The 11,916-nt window shown below is 68.6% G+C and carries 10 protein-coding genes; 7 read left to right on the forward strand and 3 right to left on the reverse strand.

Going from position 1 to position 11,916, the window contains the following annotated elements:
• Window positions 1-182: 182 nt before the first annotated feature.
• On the reverse strand, window positions 183-1,337 hold the full coding sequence (locus J2853_RS43635; protein ID WP_307567641.1) for an ARPP-2 domain-containing protein: 1,155 nt from the start codon (window positions 1,335-1,337) through the stop codon (window positions 183-185).
• Window positions 1,334-2,707, reverse strand: a complete 1,374-nt coding sequence (locus J2853_RS43640; protein WP_307567643.1) for a hypothetical protein — start codon at window positions 2,705-2,707, stop codon at window positions 1,334-1,336. The genes J2853_RS43635 and J2853_RS43640 overlap by 4 nt, the downstream gene beginning before the upstream one ends.
• A 703-nt stretch (window positions 2,708-3,410) precedes the next feature.
• Here J2853_RS43640 and J2853_RS43645 point away from each other — a divergent pair.
• Window positions 3,411-4,535: an aromatic ring-hydroxylating oxygenase subunit alpha gene (locus J2853_RS43645; RefSeq protein ID WP_307567644.1), complete on the forward strand. Its 1,125-nt coding sequence runs from the start codon at window positions 3,411-3,413 to the stop codon at window positions 4,533-4,535.
• Between the two features lie 3 nt (window positions 4,536-4,538).
• Here the strand turns inward: J2853_RS43645 and J2853_RS43650 are convergent, their stop codons facing one another.
• Window positions 4,539-5,330: an IclR family transcriptional regulator gene (locus J2853_RS43650; RefSeq protein ID WP_307567646.1), complete on the reverse strand. Its 792-nt coding sequence runs from the start codon at window positions 5,328-5,330 to the stop codon at window positions 4,539-4,541.
• Window positions 5,331-5,431: 101 nt separating this feature from the next.
• On the opposite strand from J2853_RS43650, the gene betA reads away from it, so the two are divergent.
• The 6 genes from betA to J2853_RS43680 all read left to right on the forward strand — a co-directional run bounded on the left by betA (window position 5,432) and on the right by J2853_RS43680 (window position 11,812).
• A complete protein-coding gene (betA, locus tag J2853_RS43655; protein WP_307567648.1) occupies window positions 5,432-7,102 on the forward strand; it encodes a choline dehydrogenase in 1,671 nt (556 codons plus the stop codon).
• A 231-nt stretch (window positions 7,103-7,333) separates the two neighbouring features.
• The gene (locus tag J2853_RS43660) at window positions 7,334-7,957 is read left to right on the forward strand and encodes a winged helix-turn-helix domain-containing protein (RefSeq protein WP_307569028.1); all 624 of its coding nucleotides are present in this window, start codon (window positions 7,334-7,336) and stop codon (window positions 7,955-7,957) included.
• A gap of 1 nt (window position 7,958) precedes the next feature.
• Entirely contained in the window at window positions 7,959-8,696 is a 738-nt protein-coding gene (locus J2853_RS43665) for an SRPBCC family protein (protein ID WP_307567649.1), read from the forward strand.
• Window positions 8,697-8,704: 8 nt separating this feature from the next.
• On the forward strand, window positions 8,705-9,241 hold the full coding sequence (locus tag J2853_RS43670; protein WP_307567650.1) for a dihydrofolate reductase family protein: 537 nt from the start codon (window positions 8,705-8,707) through the stop codon (window positions 9,239-9,241).
• A 222-nt stretch (window positions 9,242-9,463) separates the two neighbouring features.
• Complete coding sequence (locus J2853_RS43675; RefSeq protein WP_307567651.1) at window positions 9,464-10,267, forward strand: IclR family transcriptional regulator; 804 nt, start codon at window positions 9,464-9,466, stop codon at window positions 10,265-10,267.
• Window positions 10,268-10,354: 87 nt separating this feature from the next.
• Window positions 10,355-11,812: an aldehyde dehydrogenase family protein gene (locus J2853_RS43680; RefSeq protein WP_307567652.1), complete on the forward strand. Its 1,458-nt coding sequence runs from the start codon at window positions 10,355-10,357 to the stop codon at window positions 11,810-11,812.
• Window positions 11,813-11,916: the final 104 nt, after the last annotated feature.

The following is an 11,916-nucleotide window of genomic DNA, read 5'->3' on the forward strand; positions in this document are numbered from 1 at the left end:
CTTGCGCCGAGGTGGAAGTGGCAGCCCGGAAGAAGCGCTCGGCGGGTTCGCCGCCACGGCGCCTTGACGGCGAACCCGCCGTGGCGGCGATCGCGGCGTGGTTCGGGCGCACTCCCGGTAGGCGACCCTCGGCTTTCGTGGGAGGCGTTCAGCGAGCTCCGCGGGAATCACCTCCAGGTTGGTCACCGACGACTGCGGCGGACCTGGGCGCGATAGTGATCAAGGACGTCTTGGCGAAGGAGGTGGCCGAAGCCCGCGGCGTCGATGCGCAGGCCGAGTTCATGCTCGGTCACGCTGAGCGTGGCGGCGGTGTAGGTGAGGTTCCAACCGTTGGCGGCGAGCTGGGTCAACAGATGACCGCGTCGAATTTGGTTCTCCGACAGACGGAACGTTTTGAGGTACGCGAGCCGGCCGGCGCTGTCGGTGATGAGCTCGCCGATGTGGTTCTCACGCTGCCGTTCGAAGGGTGGCAGGAAGCGGGACAGGCAATAGTCGCCCATCTCGTAGACGCGCTGATATGTGTAGCCGGTGCCCAGCAGCCCGCCCGCCATGACCTGGTCGTGGAAGGCCGCCCACTCCTCTTGCTGCCGACGGGCCTGCGCGCGCAGATCGGCGAGCGACCGCACCGTCGCGTCCACGATGCGGGCGCGGAAATCGGACACCGGCATGCTGAGCATCGCGTAGTGGTAGATCAACTCGCCGTACAGGTCGTGGATGAGGGTGGAGTGCAGGGCACGGTAGTCATCAGGGTGCGGCACCACGAACGCGGCGGCGAGCGTGTCCGCGGCGTAAACCAGGACGCCGCACTGGCCGGGGTGAATCTCGAAGACGCGAAGGGCGTCCTGCAGGCCTCTGACCGTGGCGCCGGCGTACGCCTCCTCGACGCGGGGGGAAAGCCCGCGGTCGATCGCGCGGCGTGACCATTCCTCCCACGCGATCTCCGGCCCGCCGAAGTGCAGCGCCAGGTACCCCTCAAGAGCCAGGTGCAAGGGCAGGAACCGCAGCCGATTCTTGTCGGCGCGGCGAGCCATACGGCGGTGGAACCGCAGCGGCATCCGGCTGGGCGTGCGGTCACGCTCCGCCGGCCCCCGCAGCTGGGTTCCGTACGCCGCGGCGGGAGTGGCGTCGCGCGTCCAGCTCGCCACGAACCCGTGAGGGATGTAGGAGGAGTACACGGTCCGCGAGTCCACCTCTACAACGCCGAACTCCGCGTCGTAGAGCCGGGCGTCCAGTCGCAGGTCCTCGATCGGCTTCTCGCGGATCAGCGGGACGAGCCGTACGCCGCCCCATGCCTGCGCAGGGCGAGTGCTCAGCCCGGTGAGAGCGAGGTCCGTCATGCGTCCTCCCGTAGGAACTCCTCGATGCGGCGTGCCAGGTGGGCACGCAGCTCGAAGAGCCCGGTGCGCCCCTCTGCGAACTGAGCCAGCTCCACCAAGGCGACCAGGTTTTCGGCGTCGCGGATCCCGGCGGTCGGGACGGTGGGCGCCAGCCGCCGTACATCGAAGTCGGCGGCGTCATACACCGGGTTGAGGTGCACGATGCCGCAGGTGTGGTGGGGGTCGAGCCGGGTGCGCCAGATCCGCAGCACCTCTCCCGCGAGCCCCGGCGGTGAGTTGTCCCATCCGTCGGAGACGATGAGAAGGCGCTCGGGTCGGAGGTCGAGGCCGTCGAGGATGCGTTCGCCGAGCGGCGTCGCCCCGTACGGCCGGGCGAGCAGTGCGTCCGATCGGCCCGAAAGCCACAGCGGCGTGTACTCGGAGGCCAGCGCCTCCAGAAGGAAATGGCAGGCGAGCGCGACGGCGAGCGGACGGCGGCGCTTGTGCCCCGAGCCGTACGCGGAGAAGCTGTCGTCGAGGACGGCGACCACCGCGCCCCAGCGCCCGGCCTGATCGCCCGCGCTGCGGCGAGCGGCCGTGCGCAGCGCCGCCGTCAGTTCGGCGCGGCGGTGCACGCGATCGTCCGGTGAGAGAGCGAGTACGTATGACGCCAACCGGGTCAGCGGCATCGTGGCCAGGTCTGCCCGCACCGCATCGGCCCCCAGACCGCGCGCCGACTCCTGCAGGCGCAGGCGCTCCAGCCGGGTGAGCCGGGGCGCGATGCGCTCCAGGAAGGCAGCGCGTGCGATGCGGTGCTTCGCCGCGAACCCCTCCGCCACCGTGTAGGGCAACTTGTACAGCGCGGCCTGCTCGTAGTGGGCCCGCCGCCAGGTCTCCAGGATCGGTGTGGTGTAGGCGGCCGGTCGGTGCGGGGTGAACAGGAACGGCCCCAGCTCTCCACCCGGCCTCAGGTGGGCATGGCGGACGGCGTCCTTGACGGCGCCGCGGTACTTCACCGCGTCGAACGCGAGGTCGGGACGCGCGGCCAGCCAGTCACGCATAATCGCTCTGGTGCGCCGGTTGTTGACCTTGGCGCGGCGCAGTTCGCGAAACAGGCCGTACACCCGAGGCGGTGGCAGCAGGGCCAGCCGCCGGGCGATCAGGCGCCCCTCGGCGTGACGCTGGTCCGGGTCCGCCTCCGCGGTCGTGGCCAGCAGGTTCCGGGCGATCAGTACGGCGTTGTGGTCGTTGACGTCCAGGGCGAGGGTGGCCGCGTACAGGTCGCGGTAGTTGCCCAGCAGGTAGCGATGCAGGAAGTCCAGCGAGAGGCTCTGCTCGCCCGCGCCGGAGTGGAACTCACGCTGGCCGGTGGAGGTGATCGCCGCGTTCACGAACAGCAGGACGTCGTCGGCGGCTATCAGATCCGCGCTGGTCTCGATGTGAGTATTGATCGCCGTCTCCGGGTTGACATAGGAGGCCGACCGGGGAATGGGGGCACGAACTGCGAATCATCGCTTCAAAGGCGGGTCCCGGAAGTCGCACCGGAGTCCCGCGGTCGGCCCCGGAAGAATAGCACCGGCATATCATCTTCTTCTGCCCTATTTTCCGCCGCCTGCAACGGTCGGCGGCCGGGATCACCCGTCGGCCGAACCGCTCACGGATCTTTAGTCAGCCCGGTGCTCCCGAAGCTACGACGGGGCTGTCTGGTAAACGGCTCCGGCACGAATCCGATGGTGACCGTCGGTGTTCTGTGCGAACAGGATCCTCTGCCGTTTTCCTGCCCGGCTCGTCCGGGAACCCGTTCATGTGGGCACGCGCCCAGGTGAGTTTCTGCCCGGTCGCGGCACGCACCGGTGGCTACGGGCCAGAGAAACGGATGGGCGGCCATGGGCGCTTTTGCGCCTGTCTGCGGACTCTTGACATCGGAGTTCTCCAGGTTCACGCTGTTGCGTATAGCGCTTATCGTTCCGTCTTCCGAAACTTGGGGTTAGTGACGATGATCCCGGTGTGCCCGCCGGCAGCCCTTCCACGAGGTGAGGCCCACCGGCTCGACACCGTCCCGAATCGTACGGACTCCACCGTGAGGAGCGAACTGTGAGCACGCGAACCCTGCCTCCCAGCGTGATCTCCACCCTTCCCGGCAGCCACTACACCGACGAGAGCGTCTTCGCCTCGGAGCAGGCGCGGATCTTCGAGTCAATGTGGTTCTGCGTCGCCCGCGCCTCCGACCTGGGGAAACCCGGCGCCTTCAGGACGGTCCAGGTGGGACGGGAGAGCGTCCTCGTCACCCGGGCCGGGGACGGTTCGATCCGCGCCTTCCTCAACGTGTGCCGCCACCGGGGGGCCCGGATCTGCACCGAGGAGTCCGGCGAGGTGAAGCGGGCGTTCCGGTGCCCCTATCACGCCTGGGCCTACGACCTCGAAGGCAGGCTGATCGCCGCTCCGAACCTCACCAAGATGCCCGACCTCGACCGGGTCGAGTTCGGGCTGGTGAACGTCCACGTGCGGGAGTGGCTGGGCTACGTGTGGGTGTGCCTGGCCGACGAGCCGCCGTCGTTCGAGGCGGACGTGGCCGGCGAGGTGGTGACCCGGCTGGGCGACGGAGAACTGATCAAGAACTACGACATCGACAACCTCGGAGTGGGACGCAGGATCGTCTACGACGTGAAGGCGAACTGGAAGCTCATCGTCGAGAACTTCATGGAGTGCTACCACTGCGCGACCATCCACCCCGAGCTCACCGAGGTGCTCCCCGAGTTCGCCGACGGCTACGCGGCGCAGTCCTTCGTGGGGCACGGCGCGGAGTTCGGCGAGGACATCCGGGGGTTCACGGTCGACGGGTCCGAGGGCGTGGACCGCATCCAGGGGGTCAGCGAGGACCAGGACCGTCGCTACTACGCGATCACCATCAAGCCGCAGGTGTTCATCAACCTGGTGCCCGACCATGTGATCATCCACCGGATGTTCCCCCTGGCCGTCGACCGGACGATCGTCGAGTGCGACTGGCTGTTCCGCAAGGACGTCGTGGAGGGCGGCAAGGATCTGGGCCCGTCCGTCGAGCTCTTCCACCGGGTCAACGTGCAGGACTTCGACGCGTGCGAGAGATGCCAGCCGGCGATGAACTCCCGGGCCTACGCCGGGGGCGGGGTCCTGGTGCCGAGCGAGCATCACATCGGGGCGTTCCACGACTGGGTGCTGGAGAAGCTGGGGACGACGTAAGACTCAGCCGGTGTGTCCCAGGCGGTGGCTGATGTCCTCGGCCCCCGCGATCAGCACCGGGGCGAGCTCGTGCAGCCGCTCCTCGCTGAAGCGGTAGGCGGGGCCGGAGGCGCTGACCGCGGCGACGACCTCGCCCTCGTAGGAGCGGACGGGCGCGGCGACGGCGTTCAGCCCGATCTCGAACTCCTCGACGGTGACCGCGTAGCCCTTGCGGCGGGCCTCCTTGAGCTGCTCCTCCAGAACGGGGAGGGAGGTGATCGTGTTCGGGGTGTACGTCTCGAAGCCCGCGGCGTCGAGAAGCCGCGTCCGGTGCCGGTCGTCGAGGTGGGCCAGCAGGATCTTCCCGCTCGACGTGGCGTGCAGCGGGGTGAGCTGCCCGACCCAGTTCTGCGTGGTGACCGCCGCCGGTCCGCGCACCTGGTCGAGATTCACCGCGTAGTGGGATCGGAGGACGGCGAGGTTCACCGTCTCGCCGATCTCCTCGGCGAGACGCCGGAAGACGGGACGGCCCTGCTGGGTGAGGTCCATCCGGGCGGCCACGCCGCCCGCCAGGCGGACGATCCCGAAGCCGAGCCGGTACTTCCCGCGGTCCTCGGCCTGCTCGACCAGGCCCCGCGACTCCAGGGCGCCGAGGAGCCGGAAGGCGGTCGACTTGTGGACCGCGATCTCCAGGGCGATCTCGCTCACCCCCGCCTCGCGGCGCTGGGAAAGGATTTCCAGAATGCTGATGGCCCGGTCGACGGACTGGACCCCGCCGCTGCTGTCGGTGCGACCACCGGGGGAATCGTTGCCCATAGCGGGACTGTAAGCGTTATGAGGAACGAGCGTCCATCGTATACAACAATCTTAGTTGCGAATAGCACAACACATTGCGTAATTCGCTACGATGACGCCACGTGATCCTGCTTGAGCGAGACGAGGCAGATATGTACGACTTCGTCGTCGTCGGGGGTGGATCGGCCGGAAGCGCTCTCGCGAACCGGCTGTCCGCCGATCCCTCCAACCGGGTGCTGGTGTTGGAGGCCGGTCGCCCGGATTACCCGTGGGACGTCTTCATTCACATGCCGGCCGCGCTGCCCTTCCCCATCGGCAGCCGCTTCTACGACTGGAAGTACGAGTCCGAGCCCGAGCCGCACATGAACGGCCGCCGGATCTACCACGCCCGGGGAAAGGTGCTGGGCGGCTCCAGCAGCATCAATGGGATGATCTTCCAGCGGGGCAACCCCCTGGACTACGAGCGCTGGGGCGCCGACCCCGGCATGGAGACCTGGGACTTCGCCCACTGCCTGCCGTACTTCAAGCGGATGGAGAACTGTCTCGCCGCGGATCGGGACGACCCCATGCGAGGGCACGACGGACCCCTCGTGCTCGAACGCGGGCCCGTGCGCAATCCGCTGTTCGCGGCCTTCTTCGAGGCGGTGCAGGAGGCCGGATATCCGCTGACCGACGACGTCAACGGATATCGCCAGGAGGGATTCGCTCGTTTCGACCGCAATATTCGCCGGGGGCGCCGATGGTCCGCCGCCCGGGCCTACCTGCACCCGGTGAAAAGGCGTCCCAATCTCGACATCAAGACGAGGGCGTTCGTCACGAAAATCCTCTTCGAAGGAAAACGCGCCGTCGGTGTGGAGTACAACGGCCGGACGGTCCGCGCGGGCGAGGTCATCCTCTGCGGCGGTTCGATCAATTCGCCGCAGCTGCTCCAGCTCTCCGGGGTGGGCAACGCCGCGGAGCTGGGCGCCCTCGGCGTCGACGTCGTGTACGACCTGCCGGGGGTCGGGGAGAACCTGCAGGACCACCTTGAGGTCTACATCCAGTACGGCTGTAAGCAGCCGGTGTCGGTGCAGCCCGCGATGAAGTGGCGCAACCGGCCGTGGGTCGGCGCGCGGTGGCTGTTCCTGCGCTCCGGGCCCGGAGCGACCAACCATTTCGAGGCCGGCGGCTTCACCCGCGGCAACGACGACGTCGACTATCCGAACCTGATGTTCCACTTCCTGCCCATCGCCGTGCGCTACGACGGCTCCGCGCCCGCGGGCGGGCACGGCTACCAGGTGCACATCGGGCCGATGTACTCCGACGCGCGCGGTTCGGTGAAGATCAAGAGTACGGATCCCTGGGTCCATCCGGCGCTGCGGTTCAACTACCTGTCCACCGCCCAGGACCGCAGGGAGTGGGTGGAGGCCGTCCGGGTGGCTCGCGACATCCTGACCCAGAAGGCCATGGACGAGTTCAACGACGGGGAGCTGTCGCCCGGCCCGGAGGTCCAGACGGATGAGGAGATCCTGGACTGGGTCGCCAAGGACGGCGAGACCGCGCTGCATCCCTCGTGCACGGCCAGGATGGGTGTCGACGACCTGGCCGTCGTCGATCCGCTGTCCATGAGGATCCACGGTCTCGAAGGAATCCGCGTCGTGGACGCCTCGGTCATGCCCTACGTGACGAACGGCAACATCTACGCGCCGGTCATGATGGTGGCGGAGAAGTCCGCCGACCTGATCCTGGGCAACACCCCGCTCGCGGCCGAGCCCGCCGACTTCTACCGGCATCGCGAGAGCCCGAGCCGGTGACCGTACGGGTGCGCTGAAACCACGCCGAGCCGGGCCCGGGGCGACCCGGGTCCGGAGTGGGACCGTCGTTCGGGGGACGGACCGTGTTCGAGGGCGGGTCGCGCCGGGAGTGAGTCGCGAGCGCCCGGACGGGCACGACGAGGGGACACCCCTTCTGGCCGGCTACTACGCTCACCGCGACGTTAGCCGACATAATAATTTGTCTTGACGGATATTATTATCGGTGTGAGGATGGTCGACATGTTGGACGTGGCGGTAATCGAGGATGCGACGGCGGCTGCGGCCACGCTGGATCCCTTGCGGGCGCGACTGCTGGCCGAGCTGGCCGAGCCGGGGTCTGCCAGCAGCCTGGCGGTCCGGGTCCACCAGCCTCGGCAGAAGGTGAACTACCACCTGCGCGAGCTGGAGCGGCACGGCCTGATCGAACTGGTCGAGGAACGCCGCAAGGGCAACATGACCGAACGGGTGCTGCAGGCGACCGCGTCGTCGTACGTGATCTCACCCGCCGCGCTGGCCACGGTCGCGCCCGATCCGCGGCGCTCGCCCGACCGGCTCTCCGCGCGCTGGCTGCTGGCCGTCGCGGCACGGCTGGTCAGCGACGTGGGGGCCCTGATCACCGGGGCCACCCGGGCCGGGAAGCGGGTGTCCACGTTCGCCCTCGACGGTGAGGTGAGGTTCGCCTCCGCCGCTGACCGGGCCGCCTTCGCCGAGGAACTCACCAATGCGGTGATCGGCCTTGTCGGCAAGTACCACGACGACACAAGCCAGAGCGGGCGGAAGTTCCGTGTCGTCGTCGCCGTTCATCCGGCGCTCGACAGCCTGCTGGCAAAGGGCACTCCGGAGAAGGAGACCTGAGATGGGACACGCGTGGGAAGAGCGCGACGAGGCCGTCGTCGCCGCCTCGGCCGAAGAGGTCTGGGCCGCCATCGCGACCGGGCCGGGCATCGACTCCTGGTTCATGGGCCGTAACGAGGTCGACCCCGGGCCGGCAGGCTCGGTGACGACCGACCTGGGCGGTTTCGTGTCGACCGGCACGGTCACCGCATGGGACCCGCCGAACCGTTTCGCCTATCGCAGCGACGGGCCGGGCGAGCGGTTCGTCGCCTTCGAGTACCTCATCGAAGGCCGGGATCAGAGCAGCGCCGCACTACGGCTGGTCACCAGTGGCTTCCTCCCCGACGATGACTGGGAGGCGGAGTTCGAGGCCATGACCATCGGTGGCCAGATGTACTTCCAGACGCTGGTCGCGTACCTGGACCACTTCGCCGGGCGCTTCGCCACACCGGTCGACGTCATGGGGCCACCGGTCGCGGACTGGCCGGCGGCATGGGCCGCCCTGCGGGCCGCGCTCGGTCTGGGCGACCGGCCGGCGGTCGGCGACCCGGCACGCCTGACGGTGCCGGGCGTTCCCCACCTCGACGGGCAGGTCGACTTCGTCAACTCCCAAGCTCTGGGTATCCGAACCGCGGACGGTCTGTTCCGGTTCATCCAAGGCTATTTCGGGAGCTTCTTCATCGGCCATCACCTTTTTTCTGAAATCGATGAAAATCAGGCCGGTCAGGCGTGGAAGACCTGGCTGAGTGCTTTGACATAGGAGAAACCATGGGATCGATCAACGCTGGACTTTTCATCACGCTCGACGGGGTGACCGAAGCGCCACAGACGTGGCAGGGCGACTACTTCAACGACGAAATGGGTGCGGCCGTCGGTGGGCTGATGACCGGTAACGATGGGATGCTGCTGGGCCGTCACACCTACGATGAGTTCGCCTCGTTCTGGCCGCATGCCGACCAGGCCGACCCGACAACCGCCCAGATGAACGCCACCCTGAAGTACGTCGTGTCGACGACGCTGGAGAAGGCCGACTGGGAAAACACCACGGTGGTCAGCGGTGACATCAAGGCGGAGTTGCTCAAGCTGAAGCAGGACAACCGACTCGGCGTGACCGGCAGTGCCACCCTGGTCCGCTGGCTGCTGCAGGAAAAGCTGATCGACGAACTGCACCTGTTCGTCCACCCCGTGGCGGTGGGCGCGGGCAAGCGCCTCTTCGAGCCCGGCGAGGCGATCCCGCTCCGCCTGATCGACTCAACGGCGTTCAGCACCGGTGTCCTGCACCTGGTCTACGGCCCCGTGAGCTGATCAAGGCACAGAGCGCGTCCGACGTGAGCTGATCAAGGCACGGAGCGCGTCCGACCGCGGCGCCGATCATGACCCACGGGTCATGATCGGCGCGGAACCGGGTGAAGGAAACCCCGCCGAAGGCGCGTCATGTCACGGCCGAGGGCGGCCAGGTCAGCGGGGTTGAGGCCGTTCGTGCAGTGGCGGTCAAGGGAGGGTGCACAACCCGCATAAAGTTGTGCCATGAGCAACGATATGGAGAAGGACGGCACCGCGGTGCAGTCCGTCGACCGGGCGCTGTCCGTTCTCACGTTGCTCGCCCGGCGCGGAGACCTGGGGGTCAGCGAGCTCGCCGCGGAGCTGGGGGTTCACCGGTCCACGGCGTTCCGGCTGGTCATGACGCTGGAGATGCACGATCTCGTCGAGCAGACCGCCGACCGGGGAAAGTACCGGCTGGGCGTGGGGGTCATCCGGCTCGCGGGCGCCACGACCGCCAGGCTCGACGTGGTCCAGGAGAGCCGTGCCATCGGGGAGAGGCTCGCGGCGGCGGTCGGCGAGACCGTCAACGTCGCCATCCTCGACCGCGACGAGGCGCTGTACGTCGACCAGATGGCGGGGCCCTCGGCCCTGCAGGCCTACAACTGGGCGGGCCGGCGCGTGGCGCTGCACGCCACCTCCAACGGCAAGGTGCTGCTCGCCCACGCCCCCGCCGAACGGCTGGAGGAATTGACCGCCGGGCCGTTGCGGTCGTTCACGGAGCGGACCGTCACCGACGCCGGGCGGCTGAGGAAGGAACTCGACGTCGTCAGAGGGCGCGGATACGCGACCGCCGTCGACGAACTGGAGATCGGTCTCACCGCGGTGGCGGCGCCCGTCTTCAACGTCGAGGGCGCGGTCGTCGCCTCGATGAGCGTGTCCGGTCCGACCTTCCGGCTTCCGGCGGAACGGCTTCCCGAGGTGGCCGGGCAGGTGAGGGCGGCGGCGGAGCGGGTTTCCTCGCGACTCGGCTGGTCGGGCGATGAAAACGGCAGGCCCTTGACCGGGTGAACCTAAAGGGTCGATTCTGTTCCTCGTTAAGCATTCCGATGCGTGATACGCAACAGATCATGCGATAGCCGGAAGGACGGCCCGTTCGTGACTGATCTCTATCTGGGTGGCAGCTGGAGGGATCCCGTCGCGGGCGGACGCCGGGAGATCCGTTCACCCGCCGACGGCGGCCTGGTGGCCACGGTGGCGGAGGCCACCGGAGCCGACACCGAGATCGCGATCGCCGAGGCGCGCAAGGCGTTCGACGAGGGCCCCTGGCCGGCGACCCCGGAGCGCGAGCGCGGGGCCCTGCTCCTGCGCGTGGCGGATCTGCTCGAACGGGACAAGAAGGACTTCGCCCGAGCCGAGTCGCTCGACACCGGGAAGCGGCTCGTCGAGAGCGAGTACGACGTCGACGACGTGGTGGCGTCCCTGCGCTACTTCGGCGGCATCGCCGGGACCGAGGCCGGCCGCGTGGTCGACACGGGCCGGGACGACGCCGTCAGCCGGGTGGTCTACGAGCCGGTCGGCGTGTGCGGCCTCATCACGCCGTGGAACTACCCACTGCTGCAGACCTCCTGGAAGGTCGCTCCCGCGCTGGTCGCCGGAAACACCTTCGTCCTCAAGCCCAGCGAGCTCACGCCGTCCACCGCGATCATGTTCATGCGCCTGCTGGAGGAGGCCGGTCTGCCCCCGGGCGTCGCCAACCTCGTGCTGGGCGCGGGCGCCGAGGTCGGCGCGCCCCTGGCGGAGCACCCCGACGTGGACATGGTGTCGTTCACCGGAGGTCTGGCGACGGGCCGGCTCATCATGGCGTCGGCGGCGAGGACCGTGAAGAAGGTCGCGCTGGAACTCGGCGGCAAGAACCCCAACATCGTCTTCGCCGACGCCGACTTCGAGACCGCCGTCGACTTCGCGCTGACCGCGGTCTTCCTCCACTCCGGCCAGGTCTGCTCCGCCGGCGCCCGGCTGCTGGTGGAGGACTCCCTGCACGACGCCTTCGTCGACGAGGTGGTGCGCCGGGCCGGACGCATCAGGCTCGGCGGCCCCTTCGACCCGGAGGCCGAGGCCGGTCCGCTCATCTCGGCCGCTCATCTGGCCAAGGTGGAGGACTATGTCGCGGCCGGGGTCGCCGAGGGGGCGGTGCTGCGCTGCGGCGGGCGGCGGCTCCCCGGGGCAGGCAACTTCTACCCGCCGACCGTGCTGGACGAGTGCCACCGGGACATGCGGGTGGTCCGCGAGGAGTCCTTCGGCCCGGTCCTGACCGTCGAGCGTTTCAGCGGTGAGGACGAGGCGGTCCGCCTCGGCAACGACACCGACTACGGCCTCGCCGGAGCGGTGTGGACGCAGGACGCGGGCAAGGCGCAGAGAGTGGCCGGACGGCTCCGGCACGGCACGGTCTGGATCAACGACTACCACCCCTACGTCCCGCAGGCGGAGTGGGGCGGGTTCAAGCAGTCCGGCGTCGGCCGCGAGCTGGGACCGACCGGCCTGGGTGAATACCGCGAGATCAAGCACGTGTGGCAGAACGTCCGCCCCCAACCGCAACGGTGGTTCCGCAGCTGAGGAGAAGGTCTCCCCGCAGGACGGCGCCCACGGACGATCTCCACGTAAGGACCCCGTCCGGACGGGTACCGCCGGGTGCGACGCCGGCACGGACGACACCCCGG

It is taken from the genome of Streptosporangium lutulentum (assembly GCF_030811455.1).
Taxonomy (GTDB): Bacteria; Actinomycetota; Actinomycetes; order Streptosporangiales; family Streptosporangiaceae; genus Streptosporangium; species Streptosporangium lutulentum.

What these genes read in the sequence shown, in the direction of transcription:
- J2853_RS43670 (WP_307567650.1), top strand. Translation starts at nt 8,705, where the DNA reads ATGGGATCGATCAACGCTGGACTTTTCATCACGCTCGACGGGGTGACC.
- J2853_RS43635 (WP_307567641.1), bottom strand. Translation starts at nt 1,337, where the DNA reads ATGACGGACCTCGCTCTCACCGGGCTGAGCACTCGCCCTGCGCAGGCA.
- J2853_RS43660 (WP_307569028.1), top strand. Translation starts at nt 7,334, where the DNA reads ATGGTCGACATGTTGGACGTGGCGGTAATCGAGGATGCGACGGCGGCT.
- J2853_RS43675 (WP_307567651.1), top strand. Translation starts at nt 9,464, where the DNA reads ATGAGCAACGATATGGAGAAGGACGGCACCGCGGTGCAGTCCGTCGAC.
- J2853_RS43665 (WP_307567649.1), top strand. Translation starts at nt 7,959, where the DNA reads ATGGGACACGCGTGGGAAGAGCGCGACGAGGCCGTCGTCGCCGCCTCG.
- J2853_RS43650 (WP_307567646.1), bottom strand. Translation starts at nt 5,330, where the DNA reads ATGGGCAACGATTCCCCCGGTGGTCGCACCGACAGCAGCGGCGGGGTC.